General features: G+C 62.8%; 20 protein-coding genes and 1 pseudogene. 7 read left to right on the top strand and 14 right to left on the bottom strand.

Annotated elements, in window-relative coordinates; genetic code table 11:
* Positions 1-61: 61 nt before the first annotated feature.
* Entirely contained in the window at positions 62-1,276 is a 1,215-nt protein-coding gene (locus GOB85_RS14220; RefSeq protein ID WP_026018697.1) for an MFS transporter, read from the bottom strand.
* A 108-nt stretch (positions 1,277-1,384) separates the two neighbouring features.
* Between GOB85_RS14220 and GOB85_RS14215 the strand changes: the two genes are divergently transcribed.
* The 6 genes from GOB85_RS14215 to GOB85_RS14190 all read left to right on the top strand — a co-directional run bounded on the left by GOB85_RS14215 (position 1,385) and on the right by GOB85_RS14190 (position 6,152).
* Positions 1,385-2,041, top strand: a complete 657-nt coding sequence (locus GOB85_RS14215; protein WP_173578150.1) for a TetR/AcrR family transcriptional regulator — start codon at positions 1,385-1,387, stop codon at positions 2,039-2,041.
* 137 nt (positions 2,042-2,178) lie between these two features.
* Positions 2,179-2,940, top strand: a complete 762-nt coding sequence (locus tag GOB85_RS14210) for an SDR family NAD(P)-dependent oxidoreductase (RefSeq protein ID WP_019086259.1) — start codon at positions 2,179-2,181, stop codon at positions 2,938-2,940.
* Positions 2,941-2,971: 31 nt separating this feature from the next.
* Entirely contained in the window at positions 2,972-3,406 is a 435-nt protein-coding gene (locus tag GOB85_RS14205) for an SRPBCC family protein (protein ID WP_019086260.1), read from the top strand.
* A 14-nt stretch (positions 3,407-3,420) separates the two neighbouring features.
* A complete protein-coding gene (gene bdcA, locus GOB85_RS14200) occupies positions 3,421-4,134 on the top strand; it encodes an SDR family oxidoreductase (protein WP_019086261.1) in 714 nt (237 codons plus the stop codon).
* A 49-nt stretch (positions 4,135-4,183) separates the two neighbouring features.
* Positions 4,184-5,074 (top strand): aldo/keto reductase, encoded by an 891-nt coding sequence (locus GOB85_RS14195; protein ID WP_019086262.1) that lies wholly within the window; start codon positions 4,184-4,186, stop codon positions 5,072-5,074.
* A gap of 151 nt (positions 5,075-5,225) precedes the next feature.
* Positions 5,226-6,152, top strand: coding sequence for a LysR family transcriptional regulator (locus GOB85_RS14190; protein WP_081499961.1), 927 nt, complete (start codon positions 5,226-5,228; stop codon positions 6,150-6,152).
* On the opposite strand, the gene GOB85_RS14185 is transcribed toward GOB85_RS14190, so the two are convergent.
* From GOB85_RS14185 to trbB, 11 genes are read right to left on the bottom strand one after another with little or no spacing between them, the layout of a single operon-like run.
* On the bottom strand, positions 6,106-6,324 hold the full coding sequence (locus GOB85_RS14185) for a DUF2274 domain-containing protein (protein ID WP_019086264.1): 219 nt from the start codon (positions 6,322-6,324) through the stop codon (positions 6,106-6,108). The genes GOB85_RS14190 and GOB85_RS14185 overlap by 47 nt on opposite strands.
* Positions 6,321-7,481: a TrbI/VirB10 family protein gene (locus tag GOB85_RS14180; RefSeq protein ID WP_026018698.1), complete on the bottom strand. Its 1,161-nt coding sequence runs from the start codon at positions 7,479-7,481 to the stop codon at positions 6,321-6,323. The genes GOB85_RS14185 and GOB85_RS14180 overlap by 4 nt, the downstream gene beginning before the upstream one ends.
* Positions 7,478-8,464: a P-type conjugative transfer protein TrbG gene (gene trbG, locus GOB85_RS14175; RefSeq protein ID WP_019086266.1), complete on the bottom strand. Its 987-nt coding sequence runs from the start codon at positions 8,462-8,464 to the stop codon at positions 7,478-7,480. The genes GOB85_RS14180 and trbG overlap by 4 nt, the downstream gene beginning before the upstream one ends.
* Positions 8,464-9,144 (bottom strand): conjugal transfer protein TrbF, encoded by a 681-nt coding sequence (gene trbF, locus GOB85_RS14170; RefSeq protein ID WP_019086267.1) that lies wholly within the window; start codon positions 9,142-9,144, stop codon positions 8,464-8,466. Before trbF ends, trbG begins: the two co-directional genes overlap by 1 nt.
* Before the next feature lie 2 nt (positions 9,145-9,146).
* Positions 9,147-10,406, bottom strand: coding sequence for a P-type conjugative transfer protein TrbL (trbL, locus tag GOB85_RS14165; protein WP_026018699.1), 1,260 nt, complete (start codon positions 10,404-10,406; stop codon positions 9,147-9,149).
* Between the two features lie 4 nt (positions 10,407-10,410).
* The gene (trbK-alt, locus tag GOB85_RS14160; protein ID WP_019086269.1) at positions 10,411-10,683 is read right to left on the bottom strand and encodes a putative entry exclusion protein TrbK-alt; all 273 of its coding nucleotides are present in this window, start codon (positions 10,681-10,683) and stop codon (positions 10,411-10,413) included.
* Positions 10,683-11,429, bottom strand: coding sequence for a P-type conjugative transfer protein TrbJ (trbJ, locus tag GOB85_RS14155; protein WP_019086270.1), 747 nt, complete (start codon positions 11,427-11,429; stop codon positions 10,683-10,685). Before trbJ ends, trbK-alt begins: the two co-directional genes overlap by 1 nt.
* Positions 11,426-13,852 carry a conjugal transfer protein TrbE gene (trbE, locus tag GOB85_RS14150; RefSeq protein WP_173578149.1) on the bottom strand — a complete coding sequence of 809 codons (2,427 nt, stop codon included), beginning with the start codon at positions 13,850-13,852 and terminating at the stop codon, positions 11,426-11,428. Before trbE ends, trbJ begins: the two co-directional genes overlap by 4 nt.
* Positions 13,853-13,859: 7 nt before the next feature.
* Positions 13,860-14,126 (bottom strand): VirB3 family type IV secretion system protein, encoded by a 267-nt coding sequence (locus GOB85_RS14145; RefSeq protein WP_173578148.1) that lies wholly within the window; start codon positions 14,124-14,126, stop codon positions 13,860-13,862.
* Positions 14,126-14,452: a TrbC/VirB2 family protein gene (locus tag GOB85_RS14140; RefSeq protein WP_019086273.1), complete on the bottom strand. Its 327-nt coding sequence runs from the start codon at positions 14,450-14,452 to the stop codon at positions 14,126-14,128. The genes GOB85_RS14145 and GOB85_RS14140 overlap by 1 nt, the downstream gene beginning before the upstream one ends.
* Positions 14,449-15,417 (bottom strand): P-type conjugative transfer ATPase TrbB, encoded by a 969-nt coding sequence (gene trbB, locus GOB85_RS14135; protein ID WP_173578147.1) that lies wholly within the window; start codon positions 15,415-15,417, stop codon positions 14,449-14,451. The genes GOB85_RS14140 and trbB overlap by 4 nt, the downstream gene beginning before the upstream one ends.
* Positions 15,418-15,652: 235 nt before the next feature.
* Here trbB and GOB85_RS19800 point away from each other — a divergent pair.
* A pseudogene (locus GOB85_RS19800) lies at positions 15,653-15,742 on the top strand (HU family DNA-binding protein); the annotation flags it as partial.
* A gap of 93 nt (positions 15,743-15,835) precedes the next feature.
* On the opposite strand, the gene GOB85_RS14130 reads toward GOB85_RS19800, so the two are convergent.
* Both GOB85_RS14130 and GOB85_RS14125 read right to left on the bottom strand, forming a co-directional pair.
* Entirely contained in the window at positions 15,836-16,483 is a 648-nt protein-coding gene (locus tag GOB85_RS14130; RefSeq protein WP_019087328.1) for an SOS response-associated peptidase, read from the bottom strand.
* 13 nt (positions 16,484-16,496) lie between these two features.
* Positions 16,497-17,726 (bottom strand): 3'-5' exonuclease, encoded by a 1,230-nt coding sequence (locus tag GOB85_RS14125; protein WP_173578146.1) that lies wholly within the window; start codon positions 17,724-17,726, stop codon positions 16,497-16,499.
* Positions 17,727-17,856 lie beyond the last annotated feature (130 nt).

Below are 17,856 nucleotides of genomic sequence, written 5' to 3'. Positions count from 1 at the left end.
ATTTGGCATATGCATTTTGGCTCGCGGGAGCAGAGCTGTCTGCAACTTTAGTTAACCTGCATCATGACTGCCCCCCCTGCTTGAGTCGGTGGCCAGATCGAAATCCATGCGATCGCGCTGTCCATGCGATCAGGAAACCGACGGCGACGAGCACCATCACGGCCCATGGGAACGACGCCGCGCCCCATGTATCGAACAACACACCACCCAGAAGGCCACCTCCGGCTATGGCACTGTTCCACGCCACGACATTCATCGACAGCGCGACGTCCGCGCCATCGCCGGCCGCATCGGCGAGCGCGGTCTGGAGCAAGGTCGCGGCCCCGCCGAATGTCAGACCCCATATCGTGACACCAATCACGATCACAGTCGGCGAGGCTGATCCGATGGCAAAAGCACCTGCCACGACTGCGAATATGGCCAGACTGAGCAGGACGGACAGGCGCAGGGCATGGTCGACCGTGCGGCTGGTCAGCCAGATGCCGGCAAGCGCGGCGATCCCGAAAAGCAGCAGAATGCGATCCGCCTGTTCCGCCAGCCCGGCCAGTGTCACGAACGGCACGATGTAGGTGTAAAGAACATTGTGCGCGAGCATCCACGCCATCACGACCCCCAGAACGGGCTTCACACCCGGCATGCCCAGAACATGCCGGAATGGCAGACGCTCGTGATGTGCAGCGCCCGGAAAATCAGGAACCTTTGCCAAAACCCACGCAATCAAAAGCACTGTCAGACCCGACATGATCCAGAACGTAAGGCGCCAGCCGACAACAGCCCCCAGCCATGTGCCTGAGGGAACCCCCAGAGAAAGCGCGATTGGTGTGCCTACCATGGCAATCGCAAGCGCTTGCCCCTGCTGAGCGCGCGTTACCATCCTGCGCGCGTAGCCGGCCAGCAACGCCCAGGCGAGACCCGCCGCCGCACCCGCTCCGTAGCGGGCCATGAGAGTCGCGCCGTAATGCGTCGAAAACGCGGTGATGGAATTGAACACCACGAAGCCGATGATCGCCAGCAGCAGAACCCTCTTGCGCCGCCATCGCTGTGTGGCGAGCGTCAGCGGGATCGCCGCACTCAGCGAACCGATGGCATAGGCCGTCACCATCTGCCCAGCGAATGCCGGGGAAACATGCAGACCAGCACCGATCTCGGGCAAAAGACCCGCCGGCAAAGTTTCTGTCATAATGCAGATGAAGCCGGTCATGGCCAGCGCGAGCAGACCGGAAACAGGCAAGCACTCGTCGGTTTTTTTCGCGGAGGGTACGATGGTCGGTGTCATGAGCTACTCAATATATGGAACGAATGATACATATATATGCGGACCGTAAAATCTTGGCAATAATTTCTGGATCGATTAATATGGAAGTCTTTTCAAAGGAGCACTAACATGGCGCGGACTGGCCGTCCCCGTGAGTTTGACCGCGACAAGGCGATCGACGCCGCCACGGCGCTTTTCTGGGCGCAGGGTTATGAACCGACGTCCCTGACCCAGCTCAAGGCCAGCATGGGCCATATCTCGCCCGCGAGTTTCTATGCCGCGTTCGGTTCTAAGGAAGCCCTTTTCCGGGAAGTCGTGCAGCATTATCTGGCAACGTATGGTCAGGTCATGGCCCCCTTATGGGATGAAAGCCTGCCGCCACGTGAGGCCATCGAACGGACATTGCGCGGCTCGGCGCGCATGCAGGCGGCCCGTACGCATCCGACCGGCTGTCTGGTCGTGTCCGGCGCCAGCAATTGCTCACCCGAGAACGAACCTGTCCAAGCCCTTCTCGCAGCAGAACGACAACGCACGCGAGCTGGTATTAAGGCCTGCGTGGAGCGCGCCATAGCCAGAAATGAATTGAAGGCCTCCCCGTCAACAGATATCCTGCCCAATATTCTCGCTACTTTTTTTCATGGCATGACATGCGAAGCGCGGGATGGAATGACTGTTGACACTCTGGATGCTGCTATCACCTCCCTCCTTACGTTGTGGGATATCAACACGGTCAAACCTCTCAAAAATCGACAAAAAAACACCGAAAACACGGGGGTCAGGCTGTAGCCTTCTACAAAAACCCCCAACTTTCATATCGTTCGGTCCATAATTCCTTGACGTCGTTTCATGTCCATATTATGGATCGGGTGATACGGAAGTTTGGTTTCCGAATAGGACGCCATCTTTCCGCAAGGAGTCCGTTTATGAACACACCCAAAATCGCCCTTATCACGGGTGCCAATCGCGGCATCGGCTACAGTATCGCGAGGCATCTGACGGATGCTGGCATTAATGTGGTCGGCACTTATCATACCAATGAAGATGAGGCGAAAGCTGCCGAAATCGCCCTCAGCCATGAAAAAGCGAAGTTGCGTATGCTGCAACTGGACATCGCGAACCATACGTCGTTCACGGATTTTGCTCAGCGGGTGAAAGCCCTTCTCGCAAACGAGTTCGGGCTGCAGGGACTAAATTATGTTGTCCAGAACGCCGGCAACATCATTCACACGCGCTTCGATGCCGCCACTTCCGAACAACTCGACAATCAGTACAACATCCACTTCAAGGGCCCTTACCTGCTGACCGTGGCGCTCCTGCCACTGCTTCGCGATGGCGGCCGTATTCTCAACATCACCTCTGCCGCGACCCGCTTTTATCTGACGGATCATGGTCCCTATTCGGCCATGAAAGCCGCAACCGAGGTCATTTCGCTCTACATGGCGAAGGAACTGGGTGAGCGGGGGATTACCGTCAATGCCGTCGCACCTGGCGCGGTCGCATCGGATTTTGGCGGTGGGCTGGTCCGTGACGATGCCACGGTAAACAAAAGCCTTGCAGACATCACGCCGCTGGGACGTGTCGGGCAACCCGATGACATCGGAGCCGCTGTCCGTGCTCTTCTTTCTGACGACATGCTCTGGGTGAACGGTCAACGCATCGAAGTGACGGGAGGGCAGTCGCTATGATGGCCGGACAGACACGAACAGGAGCCGCATTATGATCCATGTGATGGCCAGCAGCGTTCTTCCTGCCTCCGTTTCGTCCGTCTGGGGGCTGATCCGCGATTTCGGCGCTCTTGGGAATTGGCTGCCAGATGTGAAAAGCTGCGTGATCGAGGGCGATGAGCCCGGCGACCGGGTGGGCGCGATCCGCCGTCTTGAAATGGGCGACGTTGGTGTGATCCGGGAACAGCTTCTCGCATTATCCGACGTGGATCATGCGGTGACGTTCTCGATTATCGAGTCCGCCCTGCCGATCAGTAATTATCGGTCGACAATCAGCCTTCTTCCCATAACGGATGGTGACCGCACGTTCATTCAGTGGCGGGGAGAGTTCGAAGCGCCCCTCGAACATGCCGCCAGTATGGAGGCCAGGATGCCGACAGGTATCTATCAGCCAGCATTCGACAGGCTGGCAGAAATCTTGGCGTAGCAGGAAATGCCGTCATGAACAATTTTGAGGGAAAATCCGTCCTCGTGCTTGGCGGCAGCCGCGGGATTGGGGCCGCCATCGTGCGCCGTTTCGCTTCGGAGGGAGCGAAGGTTCTTTTCACATATTGGTCTTCCCCGGACGATGCCGAAGTTTTGGCGGCTGAGACCGGAAGCAAGGCCCTCCGCGCCGACAGTGGCGACCGGGACACTCTCATCGCGCTGATCGCTTCGCTCAGTCCTCTCGACGTGCTGGTCGTCAACTCTGGAATTCTTGGCGCGGGCGATCCGCTGGAGATCCCCCCGGATGACATCGACCGGCTGTTTCGTATCAACATCCATGCGCCTTACCATGCCGCCATTGCTGCTGCCCGGACCATGCCCGCCGGGGGCCGCATCATCTTCATCGGGTCCTCCAATGCCGACCGTATGCCGATGACTGGCCTTGCAGCCTACAGCGCCAGCAAGGCCGCACTGAAAGGCATGGTCAAAGGACTGGCTCGTGATTTCGGAGCGCGCGGCATCACCGTCAATGTCGTCCAGCCCGGCCCCACTGATACAGACATGAACCCTGCCGATGGACCGCTGAAAGACGTGATGCACGACTTCATGGCGATCAAACGCCATGCCACAGGCGCGGAGATTGCGGGGCTGGTCGCGTATCTTGCCGGACCAGAGGCCGGCATCATCACGGGCGCCGCATACAACATCGATGGTGGCTTCGCGGCCTGACGAAATGACTGATCCCTTAACCACCCGCTGGAAATAAGGACCGAGGACCATGACCGATACAGCTTCCAACGCTGCCAGCTCCGGCACCTTCACGATCGGCGGCGATCTCGCCGTTCATCGGCTCGGTTTCGGTGCCATGCGCATCACGGGCAAAGGCATATGGGGACCGCCCACCGATCACGACGAGGCCATCCGCACGCTGAAGCGCCTTCCCGAACTCGGCGTCAACTTCATCGACACATCGGACGCCTACGGGCCGGATGTTTCGGAATGGCTGATTAAAGAGGCGCTTCACCCATATCCCAAAGGTCTCGTGATCGCCACGAAGGGCGGGCTGACCCGGTCGGGGCCAGATATCTGGAAGCCGGTCGGACGACCGGAATATCTTCTCCAGCAGGTGCATAAAAGTCTGCGGAATCTCGGCGTCGAGCAGATCGATCTGTGGCAGTTGCACCGGATCGATCCCAAAGTCCCGGCGGATGAGCAGTTCGAGGCGGTCCGGTCCTTCATCGATCAGGGACTGATCCGCCACGCGGGACTGAGCGAGGTCTCCGTGGACGACATCAAAGCAGCCTCGAAGTTCTTTAACGTGGCGACCGTCCAGAACCGCTATAATCTCGTGGATCGCACCAGCGAGGCCGTACTCGATTACTGCACGGCGCAGAACATCGGGTTCATACCGTGGTTCCCGCTCGCGGCCGGTGACCTCGCGAAGCCGGGCTCAATCCTGGACACCATGGCAGGGAAATACGGTGCGCATCCGAGCCAGATCGCTCTGGCCTGGGTCCTGAAGCGCAGTCCAGTGATGCTGCCAATCCCCGGGACCTCGAAGGTCGCGCATCTTGAGCAGAATATCGCCACTGCAGACATCACCCTGTCTGAGGAAGATTTCGCGGTGTTGGACGCGGAGGGACGCAAGGCGCTTCAAGCGGCATCTTGACCTCAATGTCGCACATCACCCGACGTATCAATTCATAAGAGAAGCCTTAAATCCATGGCCGGACGATATCTACACAATCCACGTGGAACACATGTCGGACAAGCACGGATGGAACAAATAGGAACCGAGGCAGAAAGGGACCATAACGACCATGCGCACTGCGGAACTCCGCTATTTTCTGGCTTCTGTTGAAGCTGGAAGTTTCGGGAAGGCCGCATCATCCCTTCAACTGCGAGTATCGACGGTCAGCCGAGCAATTGCTCGACTTGAGGATCAACTGGGTGTTGCGCTCTTTGAACGAACCTCCTCTGGCATTAAACTTACGAATGCGGGACGCATAGCATTACGCTGTGTCCGTCGCGTCCTGCGCGAGACAAATGCACTCACGGAAACACTCGACCGAAGTTCCTTCGGAGAAATCGGAGAGGTGCATCTCGGTTTTCATCTTCCACCTCTAAACGCCGTCCTGACAAGTTTGCTCGTCGAATGGCGGACAACCTATCCCGGCATAAGTGTCACACCACACGAACCGGGTGAAAGAACACTCCATTCCGCACTGATCGAACGTCATATCGACGTTGCCTTGCTTCCTGAATTAGCCCTTTCTCAACACCACCCGCATACTCCAATTTACTTCGAGCCCTTGATGGCGGCCGTGCCAAATACTCACCGCCTCGCCGAAAAAACAACAATTCAATGGACTGACCTCAAAAACGAAAATCTGCTTCTATGGTCGTGGGGAAAAGATAGGATCGGTCGTGATTTCTTTGCTACGCGGCTACCCGGCATTAATGTGCGCATTTTTGAAACGGGCAACATGACCCTGCTCGCCTTCGTGCGGGCAGGATACGGCGTCACTGTCGCAGCGCAAACTTATTCGACTCTCAACCTCCCCGGCCTGAAATTCATCCCAATCGACGAGGAAGATGCCGGGTTCAAGATCAATCTGGTCTGGCGTGCCGAAAGCGAAGATCCCGTCGTAGGAAAATTTGTCGCCTTCATGCGTGACCGGGCAAAGCCCTATTGGCGAGTTACCTCTCCCCGCGCAGCTTCCGAAAGCCCCTATCCGCCCCCATGAAACGAGCGAGCATTGGTGAGATCAGCTTCGCTACTGCGATCTCGGCCTGCCCGCTCTCACGCGCCAGCAAGCGCCCATATTCAACCAGATCGCGATGGACGGCAGCGGGAAGTTCGACAGTGAGCCGAACCGGCCTGTCATCCACGATCGGCCCAAGCCTGAGCTTTGTCATCGGGAAGCCTCCTGTCTGTAAGGGGAAAGAACCAGGTCACGATGCACCATGACCCGCACCGGAAAGCCGCGCCGGATCGTATTGGTGGGCTGGATATTGAGTGAGCGTCCGACGATCTGTTCGCCGATCTGGTTAAATCCTTGCGAGCCACCGGTGCGCAGGGCCTGGGCGATGCCATTGCCGCCGCTGATATCGGCTTCGGAACCCACGCTCAGCACGGTCGAAACCAGGGCAGCCCTGAACACCTCGCCCCAGTGATTGTCGGTCTGGTCCTGCAACCCGGCAAACCCTGCCGCATCGGCAGCCGGCTCGTTCTCCAGCACAATCGAATCATTCGCACCGCGCATCAGTCGGGTCCAGACCAGCAGTACCCGTTTCTGGCCATAGGAGATCTGGGAGTCATAGCGGCCGATCAGCGTCGCGCCCTGCGGGATCAGCAGGATATGGCCGGTCGGGCTGTCATAGACATTCTCCGTCACCTGCGCCGTGACCTCGCCGGGCAGGTCGGAGCGGATGCCGGTGATCAGCGCGCCGGAAATGATCGATCCCGCCTGGATTACATACGGGCTGGGAGGGGACGTCAGACGCGCGGCGCTGACGGTGCGCTGGTCAACCGGGCCATCGAGAAACGCCTGGTTGCGATCGGTGGCAGCACCGGCTGCCGGAACCGGGGTAGCACCGGCCGTCACCGGGGCGACGCTGTTTCGCCCGACCTGCGTCTGGGTGAAGAGATGACTGACCCGGGCCGCTTCCTGCTCCTGGGCCATGCGCTGCTTCTCGGGATCGGCCGGTACGGCGGGTGTCGCCATGCCGGGGGCACCCACGCCTGCCTTGAGGAACGGCCTGCCGAGATCGCCGGGCAACGGCGGCCCAAGACGTGGCGGGTGGGTATAGTCTCCCGGCAGGTTCGCCAGCCCGTCCGGTGTGGTGCGATTGCCGGTATTATAGAGTTCGGCCTTCTCCGTTCGCGGTGCGGGCTTCAGCGCCACATAGAGCGCACCCCCGACGCCGAGCATCGCCACCAGCGTCAGCCCCATGATCACCTTGCGCGACAGTCGCGTGACCGGCCGTCGCGTCACGCGTAACCGCATCTCGCCCGGCGGCCTGACGGGAGGTATCGGTTTACCCGCCTCCTCCGCTCCGGTGCTCCCGCTCACGACCGACGGGCTCCGTCGGTGCGGACGATGCGCACGACCTGCTGGTGCTTCGCACCCAGCCGCAATTCGGCTGCCGCGAACAGGCGATCGACGATCATCCGGTTGCCGCGCACCCGGTAATTCACCAACTGGCCGTCCCCTTGCGGGCCGATGACCCACAACGGCGGCATTTCACCCTGGGCGATGCCGGTCGGAAACTCGATGAACACCTGCCGCCCATCATCGAAGGCCCGCAACGGCCGCCACGGCGCCTCGTCGCCCTCGATCCGGTAGCGGAAATTCAGCGCATCGAGATCGACGCCCGTCGCGACCGGAGTGCCAAGATCAGAATCCCGATCCTGCCCGCGCAGGGCGACGATCTGGTCCTGCGGATAGTCCCATGAGACCGAGGCCATATAGGTCCGCTCGTCGGAGCGCATCTCCAGATGATAGGTCCGGCGGTCGGTATTGATGACCAGGTTGGTGGTGAGGTCCGGCCGCGTCGGTTTGAGCAGGATATGAATGCGTTTCGACGCCCCTGCCCCGCTCTCTGTATCGCCGATGATCCAGCGCACGGTATCGCCGGCGGCGACCGGGCCGGCACCGACCAGCTTTTCGCCCGGCTGCAGAGCGATGTCGGTGATCTCGCCGGGTGCGGCGTAAAGCTGATAGAGCGCCCCCTCGGAGAAGGGATAGATCTGGATCGCGTTGAGATAACCGGCCCGCGTCGGCTGAATCCGCGCCGCACTATTGGCATGCTCGACCCGCTGGTGCGGATCCGTCGGTTCCGGTGCCGCATGCCGGTAGGGGATCGGCTTGAGCTGCCCCGGCAGCGGCAGGGGCTCGGGCAGTGTCACCACCTGCACCGGCTTGGGCGGGTCAGGCGTAAGAACCGCCTGCCGGGGCGTATCGTCGTACCGGATGGCCGGCGGCTTCCATGAGGAGCAGGCCACTAGCGGCGCCAGCAGGATCATGAGCGGCGCGACGGTATTGAGGGTGCGCATCAGCCGAGTTCCCTGGACCAGTTGAGGGCGTGGATGTAGATGCCGAGCGGGTTCTTGCGCAGGCGTTCGGCATCGGTCGGGGTGGTGACGACGATGGTGAGGATCGCGCTCCAGCGCTCGGTGGCAGCCAGCGCGCCATCGGCATAGCGGCGCTCGACCCACTCCACCCGGAAGCTGTCATCGGAGGCACGGATCACGCTGGCGATCTCGACCGCAACCTGCATCCTGCCGATCCGGCTGAACGGATCGTTGGTGCGGGCATAATCATTCAGGGCCAGCGCACCGCGATCGGTGACGTAATTATAGGCATCCAACCAGTTCTGCCGCAGCACCACCGGATCGGCCGGGATACCGCGCACCTCGGAGATGAAGCGCGCCAGATACCAGGCGATCTGCGGATCGGTCGGCCGATAGGCGGCGGTCGCGGGACCGACAGCCTGCGCCTGGCCGAGATGGTCGATCTGCACCACCCACGGCGTGATGGTGCCCCGCGCCGACTGCCAGACCAGCCCGGCGGCGAGCCCGCCGCTCAAAGCGAGACAGCCGAAGAAAGCCAGCCGCCAGTTGCGCGCTTGAACACGGGCTGAGCCGATGCGGTCGTCCCAGACCTGTCCGGCCTTGTGATAGGGCGTTTCCGGTTCCGGCGTTTTGCCGAAACGCATGGTGGGACGACGGAACATGGTTATTCTCCCTCCGAGAGATCGACGTCATGGCCACCGCTGGGCCGGTCGCCACCCTTGATCGCCTGCGCGGCGGCGTCCGCCCCACCCCTGATCCGGTTGTTGCGCTGCATCCGGGTGGCCCAGGCCGGTGGCTTGCCAGCCGTCCCCGCTCCACCACCAGCGCCTGAAGCGGTCGCGCCTCCCGCACCGCCAGTCGCGGCGGCTCCTCCGGCCTGATAGCTGGTACGCACACTGGCCATGGCCCGGCGCAACGGGCTGGCGGCAGCCGACAGTCCGGCCTTCGCGACACCTGCCGCACCTCCGGCCTGATAGGCGGCGGTCGTGCCGCCCGCGACAAAAGCGCCGCCACGCACGGCGGCTGCCGCGGCCCCCACAGCCAGTCCGGCCCCGGACGCAGCCGCCACCCCGGCGCCGACCGCCCCGGCGGCTGTAGCGACAGCGGATCCCGCGCCGAGTTGCGGACCACCGGCGATCAGCCCGTTGGCCAATGCCGGCCCGAACACGGTCAGGCCGAGCAGCGTCAGGGAGGCGAGGATCAGGGTCAGTGCGTCATTGATGGTGGGCGGGGTGTTGAAACCGTTGGTGAACTGGCCGAACACCGTCGAACCGATGCCGACGATAACGGCCAGCATCAGCACCTTGATCCCGGACGAGACGACATTGCCCAGCACCTTCTCGGCGAGGAAGGCGGTGCGACCGAACAGCCCGAAGGGCACCAGCACGAAGCCTGCGAGCGTGGTCAGCTTGAACTCGATCAGTGCCACGAAAAGCTGGATCGCCATGACAAAGAAGCTGATGACCACGATCAGCCAGGCGAGCAGCAGCACCACGATCTGGATTGCGTTGTTGAAGATGGCGACGAAACCGACCAGCGAGGAAATCGAGGTCAGGATCGGCTTGCCCGCGTCGATGCCGACCTGCGCCAGCCGTCCCGGCTGGAGCAGTTGCGCCTGGGTGAGATGCCCGCCCCCAGCCTCGATGCCGAGGCCTGCGAAGGATTCATAGATGATGCGGGCGAGACCGTTAAAATTGCCTATGATGAAGGCGAACATACCGATGAACAGGGTCTTGCGGACCAGCCGCGCCAGCACGTCCTCATCTGGCGCCAGCGCCCAGAACAGCCCGGCCAGGGTAATGTCGATGGTGATCAGCACACCGGCGAGCCAGTGGACGTCGCCCTGCACCAGCCCAAACCCGGAATCGATATACTGGGTGAAGATGGCAAGGAAATTGTCGATGACGCCGGTGCCCTGCTGCATGGCGTCACCGTGCCGCGTCGGGCGCAAAGAAGCGCTTGCGGTTCTCGGCCCAGATCGCTTCGCAGGCCGGATCGCCATCGGCCTTCATGCCGAGCGCCTGACAATGCGCCAGGCCGGTGGCCAGCCGGTCACGCGATCCCGGTGGCCCGAGATCGGGCACGCCGACGTCACGGGGCACATACCGGAGATGCAGGCTGGCGGCCACGATGATCAGAACGACCAGCCCGACGGAAACGAGCCGGAAGACGATCGGCGGGGAAAGGCGCGGCGCGCGCATCAGTGGAACATCTGCGCGGTGCCAGGCGTGTAGCCGGCACCGTAATTCAGGAAATTCGCGAGCTGTGCCCTGCCCTGCTCCTCACTCTCCACCTGCCGGGCGCCTTCCAGCGCCTGGGCGCGGCCCATCGCCGCCGTCACAGCGGTGAGGTCGGCGAGCTGGCGGGTTTGCAGCGCCATGAGCTGATTGCCCGACTGCGCGGCCTGCAAGGCGCCGGTCGCGGATTGGCTCGACGTGACCAGATCGTCGATCTGGCTGCCGGTACTGTCGAGATTCTGCACGGCACCGGTCTGCACGCGCAGGTCGTCCTGATAGGCCCCCCTTGCATTCTGCCATCGCGTCTGCGCGTCACCGGTCATCTGGGCCGCCGAACCCGGGCTCGCAAGCGCCTGCGGGTATGTCTGCGAAAACGCCTGATCGATGCCGGTCAGGTTATAGGAAAGCCCCTGCGCCTGACCGACGATCGCTTCCGTCTGCGCGAACGACTGCTCCAGCGGCGCCAACGCCGAGAACGGCAGACTGGTCAGATTGCGCGCCTGGTTCTCCAGCATGGTCGCCTCATTGGTGAGGCTCTGCGCCTGCTGGTTGACCTGCTGCAATGCCCGGGCGGCAATCAGGACGCCCTGCACATGATTGGCCCCGTCATAGACCGCCCATTGCGCATGGGCTGGCGCACTCACGGCAAACGGCAGCACCAGAGCAACGCCGGACACGAAAACTGATTTCATTGTCGGCATGTTTTTCATGATCCTTCTCCCGGATTGAGCATCTCCACTGCCCACTCAACACCTTTGTGCATGAGCCATGCCGCCGCGAACCCGTCGCGCCCATGCCGGGCAAAGATCCGGTCGATGGCGGCCTGGTCGTCGGGCGACGACGCGGCGGTAAAGGCGAGCGCCACCTCGGAGAGGCCGAGATCGAACAGCCGGTTGCCTCTGCGGGACTGGCAGTAATAATCGCGCTTGGGCGTGGCCCGGCTGAGGATCTCGATCTGACGGTCGTTTAGCCCGAAGCGGCGATAGATCGTGGTAATCTGCGGCTCCAGTGCCCGGTCATTGGGCAGGAAGATCCGGGTCGGGCAGCTCTCGATCAGCGCGGGTGCAGTCGGGCTGGCGTCAATATCGGCCAATGACTGGGTGGCGAAGATGACAGAGGCGTTCTTCTTGCGCAGCGTCTTCAGCCATTCCCGCAACTGTCCGGCGAAGGCGCGATCATCCAGCGCCAGCCAGCCCTCGTCGATGATCAGCAGCGTCGGGCTGCCGTCAAACCGGTCCTCGATACGATGGAACAGATAGGACAGCACGGCGGACGCGGCACCCGAGCCGATCAGACCCTCGATCTCGAAGGCCTGGATATCGGCGACGCCCAGCCGCTCATGCTCGGCGTCGAGCAGGCTACCCCACGGCCCGCCGACACAATAAGGCTGTAACGCCTGTTTCAGCGCCAGCGACTGGAGCAGCGCCGACAGGCCGGTAATGGTGCGTTCCGCCACCGGGGCCGAGGCCAGCGAGGTCAGCGCCGACCACAGATGCTCCTTGAGGTCGGGGGCAACAGTGACGCCCTCGCGCTCCAGCAGCGTCACCACCCATTCCGCCGCCCAGGCCCGTTCGCCCGGCTCGTCGATCCGCGCCAGCGGCTGCAAGGCGACCGCCTTGTCCCCGGTCCCGGACAGCGCGCCGCCGAGATCGTGCCAGTCGCCACCCGTCGCCAGGGTCGCGGCCCGGATCGAGCCGCCGAAATCGAAGGCGAATATCCGGGCACCAGCATAGCGGCGGAACTGCATCGCCATAAAGGCCAGCAACACCGACTTGCCGGCGCCCGTCGGCCCGGCGATCAGCGTGTGGCCAACATCGCCGACATGCAGCGCGAAGCGAAACGGGGTCGAGCCCTCGGTGCGGGCATAAAATAACGGCGGGGCGGCGAAGTGCCCGTCCTGCTCCGGTCCGGCCCACACCGCAGAGAGCGGGATCATATGCGCCAGGTTCAGGGTGGAGACGCAGGGCTGGCGGACATTGGCGTAGACATGGCCCGGCAGGCTGCCGAACCAGGCTTCGAGCGCGTTCACCGTCTCGCGCATGCAGGTAAAGTCGCGACCCTGGATGGTCTTCTCCACCAGCCGCAGCCGGTCCGCGGCGACCGCCGGATCCTCGTCCCACACCGTGACAGTGGCGGTGACATAGGCCTGGCCGACCTGGTCGGTGCCGAGTTCCTGCAACGCCGCATCGGCGTCGGCCGCCTTGTTGGCGGCGTCGGAATCCAGCAGCACCGAGGCTTCGTTGGTCATCACCTCCTTGAGGATGGCCATGATCGACTTGCGCTTGGCGAACCATTGTCGCCGGATCCGGCCCAGCACCCTGGTTGCATCGATGCGGTCGAGGCAGATCGCCCGCGTCGACCAGCGATAGGGAAAGGCCAGCCGGTTCAGCTCGTCGAGCAGACCCGGCCAGGTCTGGGTCGGGAAGCCGGTGATGGTCAGCGTGCGCAGATGGGCGTCACCCAGGCGGGGCTCCAGGCCACCGGTCAGTTCCTCATCCACCAGGATCGCGTCGAGGTGCATCGGGATTTCCGGCACCCTGACCCGCTGCAAGCGTGTGGAGATGCAGGAATGGAGATAGGTCAGGGTTTCGCCGTCATCGAGCCAGTCGGCCTCCGGCATGAAGCCGTCGAGCAGCGCCAGTACCCGGTCGGTCTGATCGATGAAACCTGCGACCACCGCCCGCCAGTCGGAGCCGCCACGGGCGCGGTTCTCGTAGAGCCAGGCTTCCGCGCGGGCGGCGTCGTCCGCCGGCGGCAGCCAGACCAGGGTCAGGAAATAACGGCTCTCGTAATGCGCGCCTTCCTCCTCGAATTGCGCCCGGCGCTCCGCGTCCACCAATTCCGAGGCCGGATCGGGGAACGGACCGGACGGATAGCCGCGCGCCGGACGGCGTTGCGCCTCCACGAAAATAGCCCAGCCGGAGCCAAGCCGCCGCAGGGCATTGTTCAGGCGGGACGTGATCGCGACCAGTTCGGACGCGGTCGAGGAGTCCAGATCCGGACCGCGAAAGCGTGCGGTGCGCTGGAAGGCGCCGTTCTTGTTCAGCACCACGCCCCGGGCGACCAGCGCCGCCCAGGGCAGGAAATCGGCCAGCCGGTCACGGCGATGGCGGTATTCGGCAAGGTTCATCATGGCGCCCTCACCCGACCAGATGGGTGGGGTAACGCAGATGCCGGCGCACCACGTCGACGAAGGCAGGGTCACGCTTCGCGGCCCATACGGCGGCGAAATGGCCGACCAGCCAGAAGATCCCGCCGGCGATCCACAGCCGCAGGCCGAGCCCGATGGCGGCGGCCAGCGTGCCGTTGACGATCGCCACCGTGCGCGGCGCCCCGCCGAGCAGGATCGGCTCGATCAGGGCGCGATGCACCGGAGCGATGAAGCTGGGAATGGCGTCCGGCTCCATCAGATCAGCGCCCCGCCCGAGAAGGAGAAGAACGACAGGAAGAAGCTGGAGGCGGCAAAGGCGATCGACAGACCGAAGACGATCTGGATCAGGCGGCGGAATCCGCCCGAGGTTTCCCCGAAGGCCAGGGTCAGGCCGGTCACGGTGATGATGATCACCGAGATGATCTTGGCGACCGGCCCCTGCACGGATTCGAGAATCTCGTTGAGCGGCGTTTCCCACGGCATGCTGGAGCCGGACGCATAGGCCGGGGCCGACAGCAGCGTTGCGGACAAGGTAGCGCCCGCCACGGCAAGGCGGCGGCGCAGGGCGAGCGTCGGGGTCATGACTTTTCTCCGGCGGATGTGAGGATGTAGTCGCCCTCCGGGGCCAGCCCCCGGACGGCGGCGAGTTCGGCCAGGCGGCGCGCGCTGCCGCGCCCAGACAGGACGGCGATCACGTCGATGGTCTCGGCGATCAGGGCACGCGGCACGGTGACGACGGCTTCCTGGATCAGTTGCTCCAGCCGGCGCAGGGCACCGATCGCCGAGCCCGCATGCAGGGTGCCGACACCGCCGGGGTGGCCGGTGCCCCAGGCCTTGAGCAGGTCGAGTGCCTCGGCGCCGCGCACCTCGCCGATGGGAATCCGGTCGGGACGCAGGCGCAGCGAGGAGCGCACCAGGTCGGAGAGCGAGGCCGCGCCGTCCTTCGTGCGCAAGGCGACCAGATTGGGCGCAGCGCATTGCAGCTCACGGGTGTCCTCGATCAGCACCACCCGATCGCCGGTTTGCGCGATCTCGGCCAGCAGGGCGTTGACCAGCGTGGTCTTGCCGGTGGAGGTACCGCCTGCGACGAGGATGTTTTGCCGCTCCATCACTGCGCGACGCAGAAACGCAGCCTGTGCGGCGGTCATGATGCCGGCAGTCACATAATCGTCGAGCGAGAACACCGCGACCGCCGGGCGTCGGATCGCGAAGCACGGTGCAGCCACCACAGGGGGCACCAACCCTTCGAACCGCTCCCCGCTACCCGGCAGTTCGGCGGAGACGCGGGGGCTGGCGGGATGCACCTCGACCCCGACATGATGGGCGACCAAGCGGACGATCCGCTCGGCATCGGCAGGCCCGATCCGGGTGCCGGTGTCTTCCATCCCGCCGGCGAGCCGGTCAATCCAAAGCCTTCCGTCGGGATTGAGCATCACCTCGACGATCGACGGATCATCGAGATGCCCGGCAATCGCCGACCCAAGGGCAGTGCGCAGCATGCGCGTGCCTCGGGCGACGGCTTCGGAGCGGAAGGGAGCGACGGACATCGAAACCCCGCGATTGGCCTCCCGAGGGAAGCGATGGATCAGCGGGGTCGATTAGAAAGAGGCATGAACACGGAAGCGCAACAAGTCTCTTGGGACCGTAGGGCGCCGGGATAGAAGAACTTGCATAGGAGTAGGTTGCCGTTTGGGCGGTGACGGGGCGAAAGGGCGCTGCTACCGTTTTCTGGAATCGACCACGACACGGATCCGCCCCGCATGAGCAAAGCCTTCATCGCCGCCGTTCTTCGGGACGTTCGTCGTCCGTAAGACCAAGGCCGGCAATACCGTGCGCTTCAAGGCTAGTCCGGTGCTGAAGAAGGTCGTGTGATCTGTCAGTCGGTCTCGTCAGCAGGTTCGAAAAAAGAGCCGGAAAGTGATAGAACTTGAAGATGGAGAGCGGACTGCACCCCCACCATAACTGTCATCCGAACGGACGCGGCTCTTCGACACGAGCAAGCATACCATCCGGCAAAGGCCGCTGAAGACGCAGAGCCTCTACTGTCGGTGCATTCATCCACACATCCAGCTCATCCGGCTGCGTCAGGATCACAGGCATGGCCTTCGGATGGATCGTCCCTACTTCCCGATTGGCATCGGTGGTCAGAAACCCGAACAGGTCATCCATCGTCTCCCCGTCTGCCAGCTTGCGCACCGACGTCCACCGGCACCAGATCCCGGCAAAGAAGGCCAGCGGCTCTCCGTCGCTGCGGGCAAACCACACAGGCCGTGATTTCCCATTAGACAGACGCTCGGGTTCCGAAAACGCCGTCAGCGGCACCAGACAGCGATGCGCAACACCTTCCCAGCGCTTCCACCATGTCGAGGTCGGATTGCGGATATTGGTCACACCGCGATCGACCTTATGTCCCTTGAGATAGCCGGGCGGTGTCGGCATGCCCCAGCGCGCCATAACCAGTTCACGGCCGTTCTCGCCATTCCGCACGACCGGCGCCATCGTGTTCGGCCAGATCTCGGGTAGCGGCTGGAGATTCCCCGTGCGATCCTCAAGGACTTTCGCAATCTCGCGGATCGCCTGCGGGTTCGAGGTCATGGAATAGAGATTGCACATCGGCCCTGCTCCCTTACGACCACATGCCGCGTAATCTGGCTGCCATATCGATCCTTACGGATTTCACGGCTTCCTGTCGGGCCTGGTCTTCCGGTTTCACGACAGGCCATGACACGGCTTCGAACAAAGACAGCATATCCCGATCAATGAAGCGCGTGCGTGAAGCATAGACGTGCCGGTCGCCCCGGCTGTGCTGGCCATGCACATAGAAACGCTGCGGCACCATGATATCGAGACTGTCCTTCGCCCGCGTCATGGCCACATAAAGCAGCCGGCGCTCCTCCTCGATGTCATCCTTCTCACCGGTGGCCAGATCGGACGGAATGCACCCATCGACCACGTTCATGACGAACACATTCTTCCATTCCTGCCCCTTGGCGGAATGAATGGTGGAGAGGATCAGATAGTCCTCGTCCAGCAGCGGCACGCCAGCCTGATCGGACGTGGCATCCGGCGGGTCCAGCGTCAGTTCGGTCAGGAATTTCTCGCGTGACGGGTAGCCCCCGGCGATCTGTTCCAGCTGCACCAGATCCGCCAGACGCGTGGAAGCATCCTCATGCAGCCGCTCCAGATGCGGCTCATACCAGTAACGCACTGCCGCGATCTCGCCCGGCCAGCCGACCTGATGGCTGCCAAGAGCGGTGAGCGTGTTCACAAACCCCATCCAGGCCTCGCCGCTGCGCTGGGGCGCTTTGATATCCTTCAACGCCTCGAAGGGATGGGCATTCTCCCCCATCGTATCCAGCACCCGCCGGGCCGAGGTTGGTCCCACGCCTGGCAAAAGCTGCAACACCCGAAAGCCCGCAATGCGGTCGCGTGGGTTCTGGGCAAAGCGCAATAGCGCCAGCACGTCCTTCACATGCGCGCTGTCGAGAAACTTCAGGCCACCGAACTTCACGAACGGAATGTTGCGCCGGGTCAGTTCCACCTCCAGCGTGCCGCTATGGTGCGAAGCCCGGAACAGCACCGCCTGCTGCTTCATCGGTGTGCCGGCCTCACGCTCTTCCAGCACCCGATCGGCGATGTAATTCGCCTGGGCAGTGTCGTCCCAGATGGTGACCAGTCGTGGTTTTTCCTCCGAGGTCCGCTCGGTCCACAGATCCTTGGTGAACCGCTCGGCTGCCTCGCCAATCACCGCGTTGGCCGCATCCAGAATGGGCTTTGTGGAACGGTAGTTCCGGTCCAGCGTCACAATGCATGCCGGAGGATCAAAGGACGCCGGAAAATCGAGAATGTTGCGCACGGTAGCGGCCCGGAAGGCGTTTATGTGGAATACAATTTCACAACCTCAAAAAAGCAATTTTAAGGTTTCTTTAGGCGGGATAGATGACCTGTACCTGACGTACCCACCAGCCAGTCTCTCAGTTTTGACC

This window comes from Acetobacter fallax (assembly GCF_011516735.1).
GTDB classification, from domain to species: domain Bacteria; phylum Pseudomonadota; class Alphaproteobacteria; order Acetobacterales; family Acetobacteraceae; genus Acetobacter; species Acetobacter fallax.
The sequence above is the reverse complement of the archived record's forward strand: the minus strand, read 5'-3'. Positions and strand labels throughout refer to the sequence as shown.